Source organism: Bacteriovorax sp. Seq25_V, from assembly GCF_000447795.1.
Lineage (GTDB): Bacteria > Bdellovibrionota > Bacteriovoracia > Bacteriovoracales > Bacteriovoracaceae > Halobacteriovorax_A.
The window spans coordinates 370,860-392,525 of record NZ_AUNI01000009.1 but is presented as its reverse complement, the minus strand read 5'-3'; the positions used below and the strand labels follow the sequence as shown (position 1 = coordinate 392,525).

Genomic DNA, 21,666 nt, shown 5'->3' with positions numbered 1-21,666 from the left:
AGGTCTATAGTCTAACTAGCTTAATTTATGATGTAAATTAAATGGTGGAGGTGGCGAGAATTAAAGTAGGCCCAAAACACCAATTAATACAAACCTCTCAAGAGTTCACTAATGTGGCATAGATCACAATTAAAACAATAACTTAACCAAAATCGAATTACTTTCTACTGTTGGCTACTTTTTCCATTTTTTGGGGCTAATTTTATAAATTGCCACAATTTTACCACAATTCACACTAAGAAAAAATTATTAAGTGGAACAATTATAAAACTATTAATCAAAAATAAAAGTAGCGAAAAAAGAACCACAAAAATAAGGATTTTTATACTATTTATTTCAACCTCATATTTTCTCGAAATTCTAAAGATCACATATCCAAGGTAAGCCATAGTAAGAAGTGGCATGGAAATACTTTGAAAGACATACAAGTAATTTTCACTAATTAACAGAAAAGAAGCACCGCCAAAAAATGAATATAATGAGTAAAACATGGCTTGAAAATAAATACTAACAAAGAAAATTCTTATATAACCTCTTATAGAAGTAAAGTTATATAAAAGCAGAAAAGACACTGGATAGCAGAAGGTTAACAGTATTAAATTTTTAAAATATGTAGAAAAAACACCGTTACTATTCACAGGGATATTTAAAAACTCAGCTCCCCACATAAAGGCACTAATATAACTTAATAGGACAATAAAAGGCATCAAGTACTTTATAAATCCTGCAGATTCAAAGTCCTCAAAATATTTTTCCGGATAAAGAGTATAAATAAAAGATTTAATAACTGTTCGAACTTTCATTAATTTAATTTTTTCCAATTTCTCTCCTCTGAATAAATATATTATTGTATTTTAAAGATGTAATAATTATTCCATTGAATATTTTCCATCGGCGCATAACATACAAAAAGAAACAAACTAAATCTTTCAATCTATAATAAAGTCGAACCTAAGAATACCCATAAATAGTGCCCTACAGCTGACGACTTGATAAAACCAGAGAAGCATAATTAACGTAATTGTCTCATCAACAATGCAAGAGTCTCTTTTCCTTCTAGATACTGAACTTCAGTAATACGGCCGACTAAAGATTCTTTATATACTGGTATCAATCTATAAGAGTTTAATTTTTCAAAAATTATTTTTTTCCTTTTATGAGGAGCTCTAATTTGATTTTTATATATTACTACACCTGTAATTTCTTTTTGTTTTCCCTTTGGATAATATCTCAACTTTCCTCTTTTGTGTTTAAATCCATGACTAGAAATAATTTCCAAAATGTGCCGAATGTCACATTTTTCGATTGGCTTCAGTGAAGAAATCGTTATATCGTCAACATAGACCGTCATTTCCCACTCTTTCATTTTACAGAAGGCATAGATATCCTCAAACATGTCATAAGATGCACAAAAAGCAATCACCTGGCTAACAGGACTCCCTGTAGGTACAAAGCCATTATAAGTACAAATATCACTTAATAGATAAGATACATCATTAGACATACTCAACTTATCTCTAAAGAAACGATATATCATTTTGACATTACATGAAGGAAAGTAATTTTCAATATCAATATTTAAAACATAATCTCGACCGACATGGACTTCTGCATTTGATTTATATGAATGTTCCTTTCTGCCAGAGTGCAAATATTTAGGTAATTCTAAACGATTCAATAGCTTTGCAACTCTCAAGTGTACAAACTTCAAGTTTTCTTTAGGCTCCTGAATAAGTCTAACCTTAGACTGCCCTACTTTATTGTTCTTAATATTTTTTCTAACAATATAGCTACTTGTATCAGCTACTCTTTTCAAATGGTTTAAACTTTGTTTAAAGAACAATAATGACATCAGTTTTTTTTTCGACTTTAAATTATAAAGTGCAATTTCAGAGAAGTTCATTTTGACTCCAGAAAAAATAAAAACCGATCAAACTAGACAAAAGAATAACAATTTCTTTGACAATCATGCATAAATTTAAGAACCGGTAACAATCCTTAAAAAAAACAATCAAGTCATTAATGGTTAAACCTTTGCCAATTAGCTTTTTAAGCTTTTTTTTCATTTTCATGAACATAATTTTCTCCTTAGAGTAAATGACTAACGAAATTGTCAGCCTCTACATATCTACCAAAGGAAGAAAAGGGACAAAAAGCTAAAATTCGCCTAATCGGTCTTAAGCGCGATTGTTTCTACATCAATCGCGCGATAGGCCTAGGTATTATGCAAAAGATTACATAAGTCTTAGAGCTATCTATTTTATGACTACGGTTAGAAACACTTGAGCCAAAAAATTGGTTGAGAGCAAGTCTCCGAGATTTACATCTCTAGATTCGTAGATAATTCCCTTCCAAAAGCCTATGTATTTCATCGTCATATTATGGAGTCTTTTTTAATCAAGATTTCTTTACAGCAATAATATTTCAACTATTTAACGGAGGATAATATAGAAAAATAATATCTAATTGTTTAACTAGTAGCAAATAGCATGCTAAGAAGATGTATGAAAGAGGTTAGTGATTTAAAATATATTTTGAACTACATGGAAAAACTAAGAGTCCAACAGCTCAATGTAAAGGTTTCTGTCTTAGAAGAAAGAAACTTAACTCCTTTAATCGAACTAATCCCAAAAGATGTTTCAAAATGGTGTTTTCTCAAGGAATTCCTGAAGAGTAAAAAATCACGTTATTATTGTTACGAAAAAAAAGTCACACTTTCCAAACATATTGGTTGTCTAGATATTTATGACTATCATGATCTCTTAGAAAGATGTGAGTCAATCTACTATGCGAAGCAAACTAATGCTAAAAATAGTAATCCTCTTTCTCTTTTTCCCTCTGAAACAAAAAAAGAGCATTTCAGACGTCTCTTAAACTATTTTCAAACTCATAATGGTGATCATTTTCTATATTGTTTTTCTAACAGCTTCATTCAATTAGACCAGTCAATTCTTTATGAGGCTTTTGTTCTACAAAACTTCGCTAAAATACCACCAAATTACGGTCTAGTTTATTGTCACAAAGATGAATTTCGGTCAAAAAAGTCCAACTTTCCGCTAACTTGTACAAATGAAAGAGAAATACTTCTTAGTCAAGTTTATGTTGAAACTTTACCATCAGTAAAATCGTTGAAAGGTGAAAATATTCAAAGAGATAAAAATGGGAATCATTGGCTTATAGCTGAAGATTATTCGGAATTGAGAGGTCCGAATATTCACATCAAACCAAAAAACTCTAACGCTGTAAAAATGTTAAAGGCCTGCCTGGAACTACACCGAAGTAATAAAAACACTCATCACCAATCTCAGGATTTCTTTGAAAAAGCAGAATTATCTATATATGATCGAAAACTTGGTAAATTTCTATCGAGAAACCCATCATTTAAAAGAATTCTATTATATAGAGAAGATATAAATGCATATAAAATAGATCTTCCTCAATTATAGTCCCCCAAAGTCCCCCCTTTAGTCCCCCAAAGTCCTAGGTCACAAGTATACTAAAGTTTGATTTCATTAGTTCCAACAATAACAACTTGTTTTGAATTGGAGGTAATAATGTCAGAACACGTTAAATCACTCTTATCAGTCGAAGAAGCATCAAGCTTCTTATCAATCAAAGTCTCTCGACTTAGAACCGCAGTATTTAGAAAAGAAATCCCATTCGTGAAGATTGGACGTCTTGTTAGATTCAAGACTGATGATCTTTTGAAATGGATTGACGCAAAGACTGTAAAAGAAGAGGAAAAGTCATGGCTTTGGTAGGAAATTTCACTCAAATTCCAAATGAGCTTTTTCAGAGCGGTAACTTAAGTTTAAAGGCCATTGGCCTCTACGCATACCTAAAGTATCGCTCTTACTCTGGAAATGCTCAGAGATCATTTCCAAGCCAATTACAAATCATGAAAGAGCTTAACATTGGAAGTCAGACAACATTGAAGAAATTGATCGACGAACTTGTTGTCTATGATTTTCTACTCTTCAAGAAAGGAAGTATTTTCACAGGAAATAGCTACTACAAGTTACTTACTCCTAAAAAGTGGACAGATAATACCAGTTAAAAACTGCGTAAATATATACGCAGAAAATAGTCCTATAAGAATAGAAAATAATAACTACATTTAAAAAAGGAATTTAAAATGAAAAAGTTTAAAGATATACATCAAGTACGATTCAAACTAGATTTAAAAAATAACTCGAATATGAGTCACAAGCCCCACAATCCCTACTCTCTGGAAAACATCGAAGAAAAAACGATTATACAATCATTCAAAACAAAGTTTAATTTTTTGAATTCTCACAAAGGTCTTCAAAGAGGACATCTCCATATGCTCCTAGGTCGTACCAACAAGGGTAAATCAGCCCTCATCCAGAGTTTAGCGACTGAGAATATTATCAACAACTATAAGACGCTACTTTTTCTATCAGAGGGAGAGAAAGGAGATGTAAAAAGGCGAATAAACTCCATTTTATCTCTAAGATACAAAGATACTGAGTCAAAAATTGAAGTAATGAAAAATCTTATATTAATTGATGAAAGTGACCTTGATGTAACAAAAGTTCATGACCCACAATCATGGCTTGGCTCACTCTTCAAGTTCATCAAAGATTTTAATATTCAGATAGCTTATATAGATAACTTCTCAACATGTTCTTTCGCTGACTCGACTCCTGAGATTCAAGCGCAATTTGTTAAGAATTTATGTCAAAAAATACAAAATTATCAAATTCCACTTCTCGGTGCAGTTCATCAGTCAAAGTCAGTTCTACCAAATAAAGAATTAGATATTGAGGATATCAGGGCAAACTCCGCTTTTATGAACTCACCTTCTTTCATCTATGCCTTAAATAACTTTTCAAATCTTGATCAAGAATTGCGAATTATCAAAATTCTAAAGTCGAGAATTGATGGAAAAATCATAGGAAATTCATACAAACTTTCTTTCAAAACAACAAAGACAGATGGCTTTTATAATAAAGACGAAAAAGTAGAGAACTTTTGGGTAAAAAATCTATTTTTTAGCAATAATTCAAAAACTTTTGCCAAAAAAGTACCAATTTCTAGGTAAAAAATGATGAAAGGCCTTTTCTTTTTCTCAGTATTTGATATAAGTCACTCGCTCTTTTACATTCGAATATTGTGGACAACAGTAGACCGTAATTCTTTTTTTCAAAAAAAGGAGAATTTATGGCTAATTTAGATGAGAAAAACGTACAAAAAATTCAACGTGCTAAGAAGAAATATCGCGTTGATGTTCGTATGCCTAACGGTAAGCGAATCACAAAGACATTCAGTCGAAAATTTGATGCTGAACAATTTAAGGCCAAGCTAAAAATTTCGAAGCAGAGAATTAACGAGACTGGTGTTGATTTAGATAGAACTATTAAGTTCAAAGACTTTGTTGAAATATGGTTTAAAGATCATATCGAAGGAAGAAAGGCGGTTAGAACAATCGCAGGTTATCGTAGTAATTTTAAAAATTACATTCTTCCAATTCTTGGTGAATTAAACATCAATCAAATTAGTTATTATCATGCGAAACAACTTGAAAACTTTATTATGAAGTCAGGTGTAAAAGCTAGAACTGTTAATAAAGTAATGATGGTATTTAAGACCGTTTTAAAACGAAGCTATTAAGCTTGAATATTTAATTAAAAGTCCTATTCGTGGTTATCCCGAGTTAGTCGAAGATGCTCCACAATTAGAATACTGGACAAAAGATGAAATTGAACAATTCATTAGTAAGAACAAAGGTAATCCGCTTTTAGATTTTTACATCGTTGTTTTAAATACTGGTCTTCGACTTGGTGAGATTTGTGGTCTATGTTGGGATAGAGTTGACTTCGATCAAAACTACCTTACGATAAATAGATCATTAACAAGAGAGGGTCTTAGAAACACGACAAAGACGAATAGAACACGTTACGTTCCAATGAATGGTTCAGTTAGGGCCATCTTATTAGAACGCCTCAAAAGCCGTATTTCTGAGTTCGTTTTTTCTTCACCCTCTGGTGAACCTCTACCTTACTGCCATATCAACCAAAGACATTTTAAAAATGCACAACATCGAGCTGAGTTAACAAAAATAATTCGCTTTCATGATTTAAGACATACATACGCAAGTCACTTCATGATGAATGGAGGGAATCTTTATACGTTACAAAAGTTACTTGGACATACGGACATAAAGACGACTATGATCTATGCTCACTTAGATAAAGATTTCTTAACTCAAGCTTCGCAAGTTGTTTTGTTTTCTTGAGGTACTACCACCTCTTTCAATTAGGAGAATCTGATGGAATTAAATACATTAAAAACACAATTAGAAATATCTGAACAAAAGCTCTATTTTGCAGAGAAACAAGTCATTGCTCACGAACATACTATTACTGTATTACTTGCAATTATCGCAATTGTAATCGCAACCTTCTCATTCATTAACTATTCACAGTCCGAAAAGATAGTAAAAATGAAAGAAAACTTAGATAATGTCATAAATTCTAAAATTAACGCTTTAATAGAAGGTGAGTATAAGAAAAGGATATCTCAAGATATTCAAAACTATTTTAAAAGAGAAACCTATTTTGAAGATAGTAATGCAAAGATATTTCACTCAATTAAAGGGGGACGTCCAATTGAAAATAATGACATAAACTTCATTTTAAATTTCTTAAAGAATAAAAAGGTTACTTTGTCAAAAATCAGTAATTTTGATGCCAGTGAATATCAACTTTTTATCTCAGTAGTTCATATACTTTCAAGAATTGAAAGTAATGATATAATCACAAATTACTTCGATCAGTTTATTTATGCACCTTCTTCACTCGTTGAACCAAAGGTAACTGACAGCGTACCTTTTTTCAGCGCTAACATGGGTCGAGTCTATTCAGATATTGCAAAGTACTATTCGCAGGATGAATCAAAAAACTTTGAGCAAATAAAAAGATTACTAGAAATTCAAAGAGAAAATAAAAATTTACATGATGTAACAGATTCACTCAAATTTGAGAATCACAACGAAGTCTTAGTTAACATTTTCAAAGATATTTTTCTACAACATGGATTTGTAATTCGTAAACATCAGAATAATGTACACATTGTTGATTCTTTAATGATGGATGATACTACACGACAGCGACTAATGCTCAATGCTAAAAATCGAGTTAGTCATGATATTATTGTAAAGAATCAACCTGCTGATCCATATGGATCAGGATACAGTATTCCTAAAGACAGTTATTTATATAACAAGATTATTAGTCATTCTGACTATAGAGAAACTCTTGTCCCAGTAAAGTAGACATAGTTTTAAAAGATTGATAGTATGAGCAGGCTTATTGGAAAGCCTGCTCACTCGTGCAAAGATTTCATCATCCAATACTTGATAATATAACCTTTACTAAGATTATTATCGAAAAAGATTACGAGTGCGATTTAGATATTAATTTTAGTAGTATAAGAGGATTATATTATGAATCGTATTAATTTCTTTAAGCTTCAGGCTAAAAATCTTTTAAAAGATTTTAAAACTGCACACAAAGTCTATCAAAGCGATATAGACGACTACATTTATGAGTTTTCTCCAATTTTTTTTGATGTAGATGAGATCTACACATCTTATGAACTTTCAGATGAAGAAGTCGAAAAATATTCACTAATGAAAGCTCAGCACTTTATCGCTCAACTAGTTGGATTCAATAAGTGGAACGATCTTATAAAATCGACAGAAGATGAACTCGAAATAGCTAAACTTCTATTTGATAATCAGAACAAATTATCACTTGATGACTGGAAATACTATTTGCGCCAAGCTGAGCAAATAAACGGTCGAAAATTATCGTCCAAAGAAAGCTTAGCTGTTTTAAAAGACTATTACTTGAACGAAGACTTCATCGCGGCATATCCACATGATTATAGATTAAAATAATTCTGCCACACTCCTGCCACAATCGGCAGGAAACTAATAAAAAACATGAATAATTTAAGTGACTTATAAAGATTGGTGGAGGTGGCGAGAATCGAACTCGCGTCCGAAACAACGTCTGAGTAGCGGCCTACGTGTGTAGTCAGCAATTATCGTCAGCTGACAAGACTGTCTAGGTTACGTGCGCCTAGCGAACCTCGGTGATTTTTTAGCGAGGAGACCCGATACCCTCAAGAGCTAGTTAGACTGCAGCTCCAACAGTTTTGCTACATTCTGTTTATTGGCAGTAGCGCCTCAAGTCTAGGATTGCTAATTAAGCAGCTAGAGCTACAGAATCGTAAGAGTCTGCAATTATGGTTTGGTCTCCTTTTTACCAGGACCATGGAGACCAACCTGGACACGCCCGGATACCCGCCAGTTATCTCGTCGAAACCAGGGCACCCCCACATATGGGAAAATTGAATTTTAAAGAGCTGCTCCCCCATCGAAGAAGCCTAGTGATTATAGCAAATTACTGTCCAGTTAGTCTATTTATTAATTACTCGCCGCACAGTAGCGTATTAAATAAAAATTAATCGCCCACAATTGGTACAGAATTATTAACACGGAACTCCTCTGACTTTTGGAGGATCTACAAGAAGACGTTGATCTTCTTTTCTCTCTCGACAAAGTTTCAAAAGCTCAAGTGCACTATCAAGATCTGTAGTGAATTTTAGAAATTCTTCGTCCGAAATTTCATAATATTCTTCATAATCAGCAAATCCAGCAGCTGTTACAGGAAATGAGATAAAATACTTTCCAGATTCTTCTTCTATCCCTATAGAAAAGCGATTCTCTCTAGAAAATTTGATATCTCTAAAATTCATAATTTTTGATCCTCAAGACATTCTCTATTTTAAAAGATGACTTATCTTCTTAATCAGTTCCTCAATCTTAAAACCAAGCTCTTTCTCACTATCCCCTAGAACCGAAGGGTAACGCTTAAGCTCCTCGCGCACGAGATACAAAATCTCCGAGGCCACACACCCCGAGGCCTTCGCTTCCTGAATCTTTTCTATAAATTCAAGATGTCCGGCACGATTAAGTTTTATAATTAATGAATCAAGTTCTTCGTAAATATTCATCAAATATTATCTACCAATTCTAAGAGATCACTCGAGTCAATTGAAGCATTCACAAAGTCATGCTTCTCTTTGATATCATCTGAAAGATTTATCGTCGAAGTAAGTATCTCATTCTTAAGTCTTTCCTTATATCCAGAAAGATCAACAGTTGAAAGATTCTGAAATTGAACATCATAACTTATCATTGTAAGCAATGACTCAACAGCAAACTTCTCATTCGCCTCACGTCGAATATCAAGATACTTAAGAAATAGATCCTTAACTATAGCCTTCCCGGCCATATCAAGTTTTGAGATCGTTCCATAGTAAAAGAAAATATCTTTTTTCTCTGGAAACACAAAGTCGGCTGATAAGAAAGACTCACACTTCGATACTCCAAGTTCTATTTCAACTTTCTTATTCGTCAAAATATTCTTTTGAACAAGATCGTATGAATAAAGACTCACTCCTTCCTCAATACAACTAAAAAATCCTTCAAAATCAAGTTTTCTCTCAACAACTTGAACACTAGGAATTGTCACATCGTCCGAAGGTTCGCTACTAAAGTTTCGAAGAAAATTATCCTCACGCTCCGGCTTTGATTCTTCAAGGCGTGTGATACTTCCCATGTCCTTGAAGTCCAGATAGTTCGAAACAGCTAAAGCACGCGAATTCTTATTAAGAGCGAGATCGAAACGAAGACCATTTGCCTGAATATAAAATTCCTTGGCATAAGAGTTGCCTACAAGCAAAGATAAAATCACAAATAATTTTTTCATTATTTTAAGCTCCTCTTATATGCATTCCATATCTTGTAATCACCAAAAGTCATATCTCCTTTTGCTATTAACTCCATTAAAGACTTCTGGTGATGAAGCTTATTAAGTCCAGTTGATGATTTAACCTTCTTCGATACTGGAAGTAGTTCATTCTTATAGAATGTAATTAGCCTAACACCAACTTTTGCATACTCTTCACGTAGAGAACTGAGGTTATTTTCAACCATCTGCAAAAACTTAGCTCTCTTTGTCACAAGCATTGCCTTTAAAGTTTGCTCATCTTTCTCGAGTGTATTCAAGATGGCCTTTGAGCGATTTTGAAGTGAAGATTCAGAGCTAGTTACTTCATTTAGAAGATTTGAAACCAAACCAATACTCGCATCTAAATTCTTTCTTGCTACTTCAAGGTCTACTTTATCACAAAGCCCTTGAACAAGATCAAGGTTCTCTTCATGAAGATCAATATGCACCTGCTTGATTCGCGCATTCGCCTTGGCATATTCTTCATCAACGGATTTTTGAAATTTCTCAAAATCTTGTTGATCTTTAAAGCTCATGAAGGCCTCAAAGACAGCAGTAATTCCGGCTGAAATAAAACTGAATGTCGTCGCATCACATCCTCCCATAAACCCACAAGCTACCGCTGCACCAATGACTCCAACAGCTCCCCCAACTTCACTACCTTGTCCAACTGGCGTGCTTACACTATATGAAGAGTCTCCCCCTCCATCGTTATAGGCATAATGAAAATTCATACGAAAGCTGAAGTTATATTGTGGCTTGCCCATATCATCATGAACAATTGTTGGAATAGGATAGCTAGTCATCGGATCATAACGATTTACGACTTTTGTTACATTTTCCAAGCTACATTCATTCTCTAGCGACTCTTTCATTCTGATAATACGAGCTAAAGATGACTGCATCTCTTCTTTATTCTTAGATGCCAACTCGAGTGAGTTATTTGTAATATAGTACGCTTGTTCAAGATCAGAAGAATCTCCATCAATTGAACCAAGTACATCCATCAAAACACTATAATCTGCAAAACTTCCCTCAATGACCTCTTGTGGAATGATCTGTCTGGTTAGAGAGCGACGATAGAAAAATTCCGACACCCTTGTCTCGTGGGAGTTTCGAAAGTTTTTCTCATACATCTCAGTATTTTTACTTAAATGTTTCTTAATATTTGATAAGGCCTCATCATACTTCCCTGCAAATGAATTCACAGAAAGAAATATGCAGACAACAGCCGCTAATTTCCTATTCACCCAAAACCTCCAATGCAGCAAGAGCAATTTTGAAGTTTGTGATAATCTCACTTAGGTTAAGCTTATTTTTCTTTGAAACTTCATAACTCGTCACAGTGAATGAATCTTTGTTGATATTCAGTGCTTCCTTAAAATTCGAGGCCTTTAGCTTCTGATTATTGATAATAATAGTGTCAATAATAGTTTGCGCTGGATTTCGACTCGAACTTGCCACTTCTTCAATCTTTAAAAGCTCTATAAGCGAATTTGGAAAAACTGTAGGCTTATATGATTGATTAATTTCAAGCTTAGCAAAAAAATCCTTCCTAAGATTTGTAAGACCTCCAACTTCACAACTTGGAACCTTGGCAAAACCAGGAGTCATTTCATCATAATAAAAAGAGCTCACATCACGATAATCCAAGCACTCGACTATTAAGTCTTCAACTTTGCTTGAAAGCTTCTTCTCATCATTTTTAACTTGCGAGAGAATCTTTTCATGTGCCTCTTCAATTTCAGACTTCTCAACAAGATTTAGGATCGAGACGATTTCGTGAATATCATTTTTAAATTCTTTTAATGCTTTTGATAATCTTTGATCAACTTCTGTAAGAAGTTTCGTCTCAAGAAAATTCTTAAACTCAACCACAACTTCCTTATCAGCAAGCATCAGTGATTCTAGTAAATCCTTATCAAATCCATCAATCGAAAATTCCACTCTTCCGGCTAAGTATGAATATAGCTCCAGTTTATTTTTGTGGAATAATCTTGATAGGTGAAACTTGATAATATTATTCTCAAGACTTCCTTTCAAATTACTTAACTCTTTTGCAGAAAGACTATTTATCTTTTTAATTCCAACTTGAGATTTCTCTCCTGCTTTCCCAGTTCTTGCCAAGCGCTGAGCTTCACTTTCGTTGATACTTCCCGCGGTACTATTTGAGCCACCATTTGTATCACAATCTCTGACCTTAAATCCAAAAGTGAAACTATCATTTCCACCTTTCCCAGGACCTCCAGCTTGACCAGGCTCGCCATACTCACCGGACATCCCACCTTTTCCACCAGCGCCCGGAAGAGATGTAATTGAAACCAATTCTTTAGAGATATCATCACTTCTTAAAATAACTTCGATATTATTTCCACCGCGTCCACCTTTTCCACCGTCGCCTCCAAGTCCAGGAGCTCCACCTCTCCCAGCATTTCCACCATTTCTTCTCTCAGCACAGTGATCCCACTTAGCCTTTACGTGACCTGCACGACCATCTCCGCCATCGCCACCGCGGCCACCTTTTCCACCACGACCGCCAGCACCACCTTCTTGGCCATTACCATCAATATAGAGGTGTCCTTTTATTTCTTTTGCATAAACCGTCACGCTTCGAGAGTCCTGTCTCGCGTCAGTGCCTTCATACCCATTATGTCCCTTAAGCCCCTGAGCACCGGTAGCGCCATGATCACCACTTCTTCCGGCCTTTGACGGAACATGAGTAATTGATTCAGGAATAAGAACTTGCCCTTCTGCAGGATTAGAAAAACCTATAATCTTTCCCTTCGATCCGATATTTAAATTTTGAGCATCGATAAATAGCTTATGCCCAAGCGTTTCAATTTTCCCATTAAGATTGATCACATTTGCTCTAAGTATCGTATCAGAACTTAGTACAAGACCTGTTTCAGGAATAGTGATACTTTTCACACTCTCTTTATGGTGACCAATAAGATCTGCACTTGTACTAAAGCAGAAGATCAGTGATGTCGTTAACAAGATATTATTCAATAATTGTCTGTCCATTCTGTCCTCTTTTTCCGTTTGTATAGTTTTCACCCTCTGGGCCACTTCCTAGTTCTAATTCAGTAAAAAGAGATGGCATGATCTCATTTAGAGACGCACTATAATCGAGACCTTCAATTGTATCGATTAATACTCTAGTACTTCTTCTTACTAATGTTTCAAGTGCAATTTCATCAGAAACATCCCCCATTCCCTCGAGACGTTTTATCTCTGATAGATTTTCAAGCAATGACTCTCTCTGCATCGAAGAAAGTGTGCTCAGATAATCAGGGTCAATATATAAACTGAGTGTATTAGCATCACTTGTTGAAGCTTCAATTAAATTTTTGAGATTTCGAACATTTTTAAATTGGTCAGAGAAATAAAAGTTACTATTCCCTGCAAATGATTCAACCCAAGATCTTATTTCAATTTGGTCTAATGAGTTAACATATCCCTTCGCACCTTTCTTTGGTCTTGCCGCAACCTGGCCTTCTCCTCCAAACGCAATATGCTTCACAGGAGAAAACGTAGATCTTGTAAACTTTAAATTTCCTGCACGCTTACCATCTAGAGGTCTCTGTACCCCTTCTAAACCAGGAATAAGTTCACGGGCATCACGATAAACATGATGAATGGCAACATAGTGTTTTTGCCCTGCCTTAAAGCGTCCCATATCTTTTAAAGGGGCAAATGCAAAAACGAGAGGAACAACAATATGATCATACTTAGATTCTGTTACAACATCTGAAACTTTCTCATATTTAAAATTTTGAGAAGTATTAATAACTGATAACTGGCTTGGTCTGACACTAAAATCTACGTCAACACCGCTAGTATCAAGTCCACTAAAAAGTGGCATAGCGACAACTTCATCAACTTCAATTTCTTTATCACCTAAGTACTTCTTACACCCAAGCTTATTAAGGTCGCTTGGCTTTGAATATTTTTCCTCAGCTACTCCAAAGTCCTTATACAAATTACAAAGAGCTTTATAAATTTCATTATTTTTTTGAATGTCTTTTTCTACTTGCAGTTGGGCTCTCTTCACTAGTAAATCATCAATTTTCTCATCGATATATTGCGCATCAATACTTACTTCTGTCCCGTTCATGGAACTAAGAAAATACTTCGCGACAGAATCACGCGGGTACAACGACGAGATATCATCGTAATTTTCAAGAGCAAATTTGGCCCAAGTTTCAACTTCAGAAAGTGATAAAAACTTTAGATTTTTCAATGTTTCATAATGAAATTTAGATAAATTATACTTACTAAGCTTAGATGTTGCTCTTTGATAATTTTTTCTTACTGTCGCTAGAAGTTTTACTACTTCATCTTTTGATAGTTTATTCTGTTGATGTTTTGAGATGTTTAAGATTTCCAGTGCATCATCAAAGTCGATTTTCTCTTCACTTGCAAGTTGAACAATTTCCGAATAATCAAATGAGTCAACGATCTTATCAACAATTCCTTTATATTGATAATTTCCCTTAAAGCTATAGTAAAGCTCTAGCTTCTTATTCTTATCCGAGATTGCACCAACCATATCCGTGATATCTGCAAGCTCCTCATCAAGGGGCCCTCCCATAAGAACAGAGAACAACTTAACAAATTCAGCACTTTCATTTTTATTTTGAAGTTTCTTATATTGAGAAAGATATTCTCTAACCAATGTCTGATTTGCATTAAGACCACATAGGTCATAGTGCTTCAGGGCCTTAATAAGTAACTCTTCTTTCTCTTCATCAGTGATTCTATCAAGAATTTTTTGAGTAAATTCAGAAAATGCGACAGAACCCTTCTTACCACAACTGATTCCTGATAAATCAATGATACGACTTAGAGTAGCACCACTCCAAGCATAGCTATTATATTTGATATATAGATCTTTCCAAAAAAGAGACCAATCATCGTCTGTCTTAAGATTTGTCGAGATTCGAGAAAGAATTTCCCCCGCATTTGTATCATCTAAAAGGGAGAGATCATCAATGGCCATGGCACTAGTGTAGACCTCAGGAGGAGGAGCAACTTCATTCTTTACGACAAGTGGAGCCTGTTTTGAGCAGGAAGTAGCCAATAAAGTCGAGAACATTAATGTGCAAAACATTGATTTTTTAAACATAACTAACCCTTAAGTTTTCTTTTGATTCTATAAAATATGGGGATTAGTTTGGGAAAACTTGAATTATTTACATCGTCCGTTTATTTTTTTTACAGAGCTGTTATAAGAGGTTATGAACAAATGGACACTTATAATATTTCAGCTACTTACAATGCAAGCATATGCCTATAATGTGTTTGAGATTAAGTGTGAGTTTGATTATGAGAAGAATAAAGAGTATTGCGTCCAGAGCAGTAGCTCTGTTAATTCATACCGAGATTCAGAACAAGATCGCGTTGGAAACTACTACGCACCAAATGATAGTTCTTCAACAGCTATTGGCAATGCCATCAATGATACTAACAGACAATTCAATGATATTTTCGAAGGCCTAGGAAACGGGCAGATCAACAGTGATAATCTTTCAGATATCATTACCCAAGTTGGCGCAAACTATTCTCCAGAACAACAACAACTTTTTATCGATAACATTCTAGGTAAATCAGCAAATCTTAAAGATACAAGTGTTATTCCAGTCACACCATATCTTGCAGATATAAGGCCTGTCATTCTTGATCCTGAGAGAAGTCAGATTTTCAACAATGCAAGACTTAAAACATCCGGAGCAATCGCAGAAGCATTAAAGAACTGTGAGGGCCAAGGTTGTTCACGAACATCCCTACAAGTTTCGCAGAATGCACTAAATGGGCTTATCAACACTGCTCTTAACAATAGTCTCAATGCGGATTATCTTGAGCGCTGGGGTGAAGATACTTCATTTATCAATGAGTCTCAAGATGAATTCAGAGAACTCATCGATAATCTCGAAGGAAAAGATTTAAACGATGTAATAAAGGCACTTGAAAAGCAAGAAGCGATACAAAAAGAATTAAATAATATTGCAAATGAGTGGGACATCCCTCTCGACACAGTCGAACTTGAAAGAGCAAAAACTCCCCTGGAAGACTATGCAAGTGAGTTAATCGCTTACAAGAGATGTCTTCAAAGCGGTGCTGACTGTCTACTTCCAAACTTTCAAACAAACAATGCCGAGTACAAGAATGAGTACCAGCAACTTGAAAGCATCTATAAAACAACTAAGTACGTTAGAGAAAGCAATATCGAAGTCCACTATAAAGAGACTGCTTCGGATTACCTGAACTTATCAAGTGATGCACTTATAAGTGGAGACATTGACTCTTCAAAACAACTTGAGGAAGTTGCAACTTCAATTGTTGATATCGGACTCGGTCTCATTCCAGTCGTTAGTATTGGTAAAGATGTTTATGAACTTTTCACTGGCAAAAATCTTGTTACAAAAGAGGAATTATCTACATTTGAACGAGGGCTTGCAGCAGTTGGAATTCTAACGGCCGGTGGTTCACACTATATTCAGGCAGCAGGAAAAATTTTAACTAAGACTGCGCGTGTATCCGAGAAGATTATTGACGTTGGTGAAAAAGTAATTGTTTCCGCACGAAAGCTAGGGTTAATGACGAGTGAAGGAATTAAAGATTTTGCCGACCTAAGCAAGCGGATAATTGGGAATGACATAGGTGCGGTTGGAGATTTATCTAAAGTCATTAAAGGAAAGATGACTCGATTTCATCCTATGAAACACGGGGTTCTACATGATACGAAGCTGCCAAATGGCACCATTGTTGCTGATACTTTTAGAAGTAGTAGTTACTTTGAAACAGTCTTAGATGAACCCGTAAAACTCTATAGAGTCTATGGAGAAGGTGCAAGTCCGTTGTCACAATTTTGGTCTAGAACAAAACCGACTGGCCCTGGGCAAGCTGTTTTTGATTCAGCTTTAGACCCTGCCTGGGGAAATACAGCTCAAAAATGGATTGAAATTACAGTTCCTGAAAATACTATGCTATATGAAGGAGTTGTTTCAGAGATTGCACTTATACGAGGAACTCAACAAATTCCAGTTGGTAAATTACTAGGTGGAGGTAGTCAGGTTTTTATAAATAATGACAGAATTCCTGCTAAGTGGATTTCAGGTAAGGGGGAATTTTAATGAAAAAAATAGTAAGAGATTTTTGGAACGAATTTACAAACTCTCCTTATTCAAATGAGATGGAAAAGAAGTATTGGAATAAATTAGATGTTACTATCAGTGACACTGTAAAGTATCTAATTGAGAATAAAATTGATGAAAAATTAATTAAAAATATTTTTCATGGTGACACCCGAGATTCTCAAACCCCTTACCTTTTGAAAATCGACGAAAGTAAATATGAAGTATTTGAATCCGAAAGAGGTGAAAAATATGGTCTACACACTTATACCAGCTTAGAAGAAGCTCTATTTAATTATGTTGATACTGTTTATAATAGTTACGGTATTTGTAGCTCAGATTCAAAAATTAACTCAGAACTCTAGACCTGGCGCACTCCTCAAATTTAAAATTACCAGAGAATTCATTTAGGAAAGCAATGAACAATTTAATTGATATATTTACAAAGCATATTTTTGAACTCTATGGTGTGACAGAGAATCAAGCACACTTCCTATTTGAAAGGTGGAAGATTGCAGAAAAATACGACGAGATGAGTGTACAAAAATTTCTAGAGAGTGATGATATAAAACCATATTCTTTATCACGCAAGATCTTAATATTTCAAAAAAATATACAACGCAAGAACTTACGGCTTTAGGAATATCCCTTACAGAAATTGATTCTTCAGAACATATTTACAAAGACACAAAGTACAACTTCACTTGGCAAGAAGTTTACCAAGGATTTTCAGATACGTAGACTGGATACTATAAAATCAAAGAACCAAAACCAAAAGATGATCACTTAATTTAAGAGTTTTAAACCACTTACTAAACAGACATATGAAAATAATAAATATCCTCTTTTTCATGACTCTCTACTCTTGTGCAACTTCTACAACTGTAGAGAAAAACACATCTTCAGCTCAAGATAATCAAGAGCTAATGAGCAACTGTAACAACGGTGACGGCCTCGCCTGTAGTAAGTTAGGCTTCTACTATAAGAAAATTGGCAACATCCCCAAGGCTCTCGAATTTAATAAGAAAGGCTGTGATCTCAAAGAACAAAGTGCCTGCTTTAATCTTGAAAATATTCATGCGACTAATAATAACTATGAAACGATAGTTGCTTCTAAAGTTAAATTCTACGGCCAAGATTCATGTCGCTGTTATAAGATGAAACCAAAATGGTATAACACTTCGAGATTTGGTCATAAAAAGCAGTTTATCCCTTTTAAAGTGAGTTTTCTTATCAGCGACGAGGGTGAACCGAAAAATATCACCGTAAGACTTAGTGAAAAAAGAGACGAGGCCTTTGAAAAATGTGTTGAGACAATCTTTAAAGATGCTCGCTTCCCTGTCCCAAACGAGATGGATAAGAGAGAGCATGAGTTTGAATTTCAAATCACTATCTAAGGCTAACTGTCCAAAGTTTTGACACCCCCGTAGATCTTACAGCTTCACCTGATTTGAGACTAAATAAAAGCTAAAATCGACATATGGAAAAGATATTACTTTTATCCCTCGCTTCAATTTTTACAGCACAGGCCTCCGAATATGGAGAACTCTATCTCGCCACACCTGTTGAGATAAAGTCACAGGCCATACAACTCTCTTTTCAAACAGAGCTTGATAATAAGCTTCATGACGTCAGAGGGCTTGGCATTGCCTACGGCTACCGCTTTAACTCATATTTGGAAGCGAATCTTTCATATTACCGCTATAGTGATCAAAAAAATGATTTTAATAAATCCCTCGGGGATAACGTCAATGTCATCAGTGCCATCCCTGAAGACAGAAAGTCCGTCGGGATAAGTTTTATTCCTCTGATCGGCCAGATCAATCTCCTTTCTTATTCAACGGCACAGATTGAACTTGGACTTGGCGCTAATTATGGGACCTATACTTATCGTAATACGAGCAAGCTTTTAATTAATGATAATAAGTTCTACGACATCAACTTCACAACAAATATACTAATCAAGAAAGATTATACTCTAGGGCTCAAGCTATCTCGAATCACACGAAGCGAGAATGCTAAGAATGATACCAACCTCAATACTCTTGATGTAATTTTTGGAGTGCGATTTTAGATGAAGAAGATATTGCTTCTCACATTCATCTCTTTTTTGACTGTAGCATCCGATCTTCAGACTGGCATCAGTCTATTTAATCAAAACAAATATAATGAAGCTACCAAGGCTCTTATTAAGGTTGCACCAAAATCAGCTGGATTTAAACGTTCACTGGAAGTTCAAGCGGTCATCTACTATAAAACAGAAAATTATCAGAAGCTTCTTTCTACTGCACTATTTTATCGCAAACATTTTTTAACACATGAAGACTTTAATACAAAAGTACTTGGACTTGAGCTTTTAACTCTTAATAAAATGTGCCACTACGAAGCGGTTCAAAATATTCTAACAAATGTAAAGGCCCAGACAAAGCTTGATCTCACAGAGCTTGAAAAAAGTCTTCAGATTGCTAAGAAATTTAGCATTACAACTAATCTCGCACCAGCTCAAAAATATAGCAAACGCGATCTCTGGAAGATTGAATCTGAACAAATCATCAATCTTAAAACACCATATGAATTAGTTATAAGACTGGAGAATAGATGTCAGGGCTAAAACTAATTCTTATTCTCTCTCTTTCTTGCTATGCCCTTGCCTCCACAACAGTCAAGCAGGCAACTCTATTACTAAAAGAAGGAAATAGTAAAAAAGCAATTAGTCTTCTCGAAGAGCGCTTCAATGAAACTGAGGATGAAAATGAACAAGGCGAAATCGCTTACCTTCTAAGCCTAGATCCCGAGTATAAAACCTCAAAGAGCATGTCTTATTATATTCAAAATGCTCTTGATAAATACTCCGCACTCGATATCAAAAATAGAGCACGTCTCACACGACTTCTCGCTGACACAAGTTTTGAGACGGGAAATCTTGAAACGGCCCTTGATTTCTATACTAAGGCCTTAAATCAGCCAGACAATAGAAATCTTTATGACTATCTGACTCTACAAAAAACTTGGGTTCTGGTTAACCTTGACAGAAAAGAAGAGGCATTGTCCTTTCTTTATAATTTTATCACATCACAAAAAACTCAGATTATTGATTCGATGGTCTACGACTTTGGTAGACTTTACGTCGAGTATCTCGAAGCAAAGAAAAACAAGGCAAGAAATTTTAATCTACAGACAATTCCAAGCTCAAGTGAGCTTATCTCAGGGATTTTTGCTGGAATCTCAAGAACAAATATTTCGCCTGACTTTATTTCACCAATTTTAAAGAAGAATAAACTCTATTCAGATTTCTATCAATTCGGCGTTGAGACCAAGAGGATTAGTTCTTATAACAACTGCTCTCTACTTTCGTGGCAACTCCCGCAAAACACCACAAAGAAGTTAGTAAGTGATATATCTACTGAGCTTATTAAATGTCAAAACAAGACAAGCAAAGAATACCAGTCTTTATATTCAAAATTGATCAATACAAACATGAAGACAAACGAACTTGCACTATTATCAACTTCGCTCAGTGACACCAAAGTTGCTTGTGAGCAATATGAGAACCTATTAGATAAAGAATATAACGAAAGTTGGTACTCATACTATCTTTCAAACTGTCTCTCAGATCATGTTAATAACACTATCGTTAACTACACGAGAAAATCATCAAACAAGGACTATATTAGGACAGTCTTAAGTAATCAAACTTATGAAAACTCGATTATGTCTTCTTTTGCACCTAAGACTGATGATCACATTCACTTTCTCGAGTCAGTATTTACAAAGCTTCGTATTAAGAATCACTTGATCGATCAATCCTTACTGGCCCAAACTGAAAAATCATTTGAGACAGATTCGGCTATCTACTGCTTCTTCTATAGTGGAAAATGTGAAAAGGCCGATACTCTTTTTACCTTTAAATACTTAACTAGCACGCAAAAAATTATTTACACTCTAGATTTTATCAAGGCCCAAAACTTTGAGGCCGCTTATTCACTACTTATCGAAAATCAACAATTGCTTGAAAATGATTTAATCGCCAAGGAAGTTTACTTACATGCTTCCATGCTAAAAGGACTATACTCAGACTCTTTTTTCAAAATCATCTCAGGCGAGAAGCTATTAAAAGATGTTTATATCTCAACGAAAGAACAAAGAGCGCTTAAAAAGAAGCTCACATCATTCTGGGCCGAATCTATTGACACCATAGCGACAATGACACGTGTAATTCGAGGAACAAGGTACTTATCAACAATAGAAAAGCAAGATCAAGTTTTTAGACAAATCTCGAAACTACAAAAGAAACTCGCAAAACAACAATGGCCAAATACAAAGACGAGAGAAATTGTCATTGCAGGCTATAGAGATTTACTCCAAAAAGCAGTTACAGGATATGGTAAGCACCAGACTGAAATCTCGACTTTAATTGAATCAAAACTTAAATCATGGAAGGAGAATATATGAAATACTTTATCTCTCTTTTCATCGTTTGTAACACATACGCAGCAAACTTCATTGACCTTGGAAACCTCGAGATTGAAGGAGAATTAAGAAGACCTGCAATCAACCTCTTTACGAATACGGAAGTATTAAAAGATAACCTAACTAATTTTGCGAAAGAAAAGATTGAGAATGAAATCACTGATATCAATTTTGGTGAAATCAAAAATGAAGTACAAGAATTTAACAATTTCGAAGCTAAGCTTTTGGAGCTTTAA

General features: G+C 34.9%; 24 protein-coding genes and 1 other RNA gene. 16 read left to right on the top strand and 9 right to left on the bottom strand.

Going from position 1 to position 21,666, the window contains the following annotated elements; all coding sequences use genetic code 11:
* Positions 1 to 230: 230 nt before the first annotated feature.
* Entirely contained in the window at positions 231 to 821 is a 591-nt protein-coding gene (locus M900_RS03255; RefSeq protein WP_021273436.1) for a hypothetical protein, read from the bottom strand.
* A gap of 191 nt (positions 822 to 1,012) precedes the next feature.
* Positions 1,013 to 1,903 (bottom strand): reverse transcriptase family protein, encoded by an 891-nt coding sequence (locus M900_RS03250; protein ID WP_021273378.1) that lies wholly within the window; start codon positions 1,901 to 1,903, stop codon positions 1,013 to 1,015.
* A gap of 601 nt (positions 1,904 to 2,504) precedes the next feature.
* Here M900_RS03250 and M900_RS03240 point away from each other — a divergent pair.
* The 8 genes from M900_RS03240 (at position 2,505) to M900_RS03205 (ending at position 7,924) form a co-directional block, all read left to right on the top strand.
* Positions 2,505 to 3,446: a hypothetical protein gene (locus M900_RS03240; protein WP_034730893.1), complete on the top strand. Its 942-nt coding sequence runs from the start codon at positions 2,505 to 2,507 to the stop codon at positions 3,444 to 3,446.
* A 108-nt stretch (positions 3,447 to 3,554) separates the two neighbouring features.
* Positions 3,555 to 3,761, top strand: coding sequence for a helix-turn-helix domain-containing protein (locus M900_RS03235; protein WP_021273571.1), 207 nt, complete (start codon positions 3,555 to 3,557; stop codon positions 3,759 to 3,761).
* Positions 3,749 to 4,057 carry a DNA-binding protein gene (locus M900_RS03230; RefSeq protein WP_021273445.1) on the top strand — a complete coding sequence of 103 codons (309 nt, stop codon included), beginning with the start codon at positions 3,749 to 3,751 and terminating at the stop codon, positions 4,055 to 4,057. The genes M900_RS03235 and M900_RS03230 overlap by 13 nt, the downstream gene beginning before the upstream one ends.
* A 78-nt stretch (positions 4,058 to 4,135) precedes the next feature.
* Positions 4,136 to 5,065 carry a circadian clock protein KaiC gene (locus M900_RS03225; RefSeq protein WP_021273446.1) on the top strand — a complete coding sequence of 310 codons (930 nt, stop codon included), beginning with the start codon at positions 4,136 to 4,138 and terminating at the stop codon, positions 5,063 to 5,065.
* Between the two features lie 119 nt (positions 5,066 to 5,184).
* Positions 5,185 to 5,634: a hypothetical protein gene (locus tag M900_RS03220; RefSeq protein ID WP_021273328.1), complete on the top strand. Its 450-nt coding sequence runs from the start codon at positions 5,185 to 5,187 to the stop codon at positions 5,632 to 5,634.
* Positions 5,630 to 6,259 (top strand): site-specific integrase, encoded by a 630-nt coding sequence (locus M900_RS17515; RefSeq protein WP_084703421.1) that lies wholly within the window; start codon positions 5,630 to 5,632, stop codon positions 6,257 to 6,259. Before M900_RS03220 ends, M900_RS17515 begins: the two co-directional genes overlap by 5 nt.
* Before the next feature lie 33 nt (positions 6,260 to 6,292).
* Positions 6,293 to 7,297: a hypothetical protein gene (locus M900_RS03210; protein ID WP_021273270.1), complete on the top strand. Its 1,005-nt coding sequence runs from the start codon at positions 6,293 to 6,295 to the stop codon at positions 7,295 to 7,297.
* A gap of 171 nt (positions 7,298 to 7,468) precedes the next feature.
* Positions 7,469 to 7,924 carry a hypothetical protein gene (locus tag M900_RS03205; protein WP_021273201.1) on the top strand — a complete coding sequence of 152 codons (456 nt, stop codon included), beginning with the start codon at positions 7,469 to 7,471 and terminating at the stop codon, positions 7,922 to 7,924.
* Between the two features lie 73 nt (positions 7,925 to 7,997).
* Here the strand turns inward: M900_RS03205 and ssrA are convergent.
* The 7 genes from ssrA to M900_RS03175 form a co-directional block, all read right to left on the bottom strand.
* Positions 7,998 to 8,366: a transfer-messenger RNA gene (ssrA, locus tag M900_RS17510) on the bottom strand.
* A gap of 154 nt (positions 8,367 to 8,520) precedes the next feature.
* Entirely contained in the window at positions 8,521 to 8,787 is a 267-nt protein-coding gene (locus tag M900_RS03200) for a hypothetical protein (RefSeq protein ID WP_021273167.1), read from the bottom strand.
* 24 nt (positions 8,788 to 8,811) lie between these two features.
* Entirely contained in the window at positions 8,812 to 9,045 is a 234-nt protein-coding gene (locus M900_RS03195; protein WP_021273098.1) for a hypothetical protein, read from the bottom strand.
* A complete protein-coding gene (locus M900_RS03190) occupies positions 9,045 to 9,803 on the bottom strand; it encodes a hypothetical protein (RefSeq protein WP_021273367.1) in 759 nt (252 codons plus the stop codon). Before M900_RS03190 ends, M900_RS03195 begins: the two co-directional genes overlap by 1 nt.
* Entirely contained in the window at positions 9,803 to 11,074 is a 1,272-nt protein-coding gene (locus tag M900_RS03185; RefSeq protein ID WP_034730890.1) for a hypothetical protein, read from the bottom strand. Before M900_RS03185 ends, M900_RS03190 begins: the two co-directional genes overlap by 1 nt.
* Complete coding sequence (locus M900_RS18020) at positions 11,067 to 12,848, bottom strand: hypothetical protein (protein ID WP_034730887.1); 1,782 nt, start codon at positions 12,846 to 12,848, stop codon at positions 11,067 to 11,069. Before M900_RS18020 ends, M900_RS03185 begins: the two co-directional genes overlap by 8 nt.
* Positions 12,826 to 14,952, bottom strand: a complete 2,127-nt coding sequence (locus tag M900_RS03175) for a hypothetical protein (RefSeq protein WP_021273463.1) — start codon at positions 14,950 to 14,952, stop codon at positions 12,826 to 12,828. Before M900_RS03175 ends, M900_RS18020 begins: the two co-directional genes overlap by 23 nt.
* Positions 14,953 to 15,064: 112 nt before the next feature.
* Between M900_RS03175 and M900_RS16890 the strand changes: the two genes are divergently transcribed.
* From M900_RS16890 to M900_RS03135, 8 genes are all read left to right on the top strand, one after another.
* Entirely contained in the window at positions 15,065 to 16,960 is a 1,896-nt protein-coding gene (locus M900_RS16890; protein WP_021273303.1) for a pre-toxin TG domain-containing protein, read from the top strand.
* Positions 16,960 to 17,325 carry a hypothetical protein gene (locus M900_RS03165; RefSeq protein WP_021273413.1) on the top strand — a complete coding sequence of 122 codons (366 nt, stop codon included), beginning with the start codon at positions 16,960 to 16,962 and terminating at the stop codon, positions 17,323 to 17,325. Before M900_RS16890 ends, M900_RS03165 begins: the two co-directional genes overlap by 1 nt.
* Before the next feature lie 53 nt (positions 17,326 to 17,378).
* Complete coding sequence (locus tag M900_RS03160) at positions 17,379 to 17,600, top strand: hypothetical protein (RefSeq protein ID WP_021273524.1); 222 nt, start codon at positions 17,379 to 17,381, stop codon at positions 17,598 to 17,600.
* A gap of 184 nt (positions 17,601 to 17,784) precedes the next feature.
* Positions 17,785 to 18,357, top strand: a complete 573-nt coding sequence (locus M900_RS03155) for a hypothetical protein (protein WP_034730886.1) — start codon at positions 17,785 to 17,787, stop codon at positions 18,355 to 18,357.
* Positions 18,358 to 18,440: 83 nt separating this feature from the next.
* On the top strand, positions 18,441 to 19,034 hold the full coding sequence (locus tag M900_RS03150) for a hypothetical protein (protein ID WP_021273107.1): 594 nt from the start codon (positions 18,441 to 18,443) through the stop codon (positions 19,032 to 19,034).
* Complete coding sequence (locus tag M900_RS03145; protein WP_021273077.1) at positions 19,035 to 19,571, top strand: hypothetical protein; 537 nt, start codon at positions 19,035 to 19,037, stop codon at positions 19,569 to 19,571.
* Entirely contained in the window at positions 19,559 to 21,412 is a 1,854-nt protein-coding gene (locus tag M900_RS03140) for a lipopolysaccharide assembly protein LapB (protein WP_021273039.1), read from the top strand. The genes M900_RS03145 and M900_RS03140 overlap by 13 nt, the downstream gene beginning before the upstream one ends.
* Positions 21,409 to 21,666, top strand: a complete 258-nt coding sequence (locus M900_RS03135) for a hypothetical protein (RefSeq protein ID WP_021273043.1) — start codon at positions 21,409 to 21,411, stop codon at positions 21,664 to 21,666. Before M900_RS03140 ends, M900_RS03135 begins: the two co-directional genes overlap by 4 nt.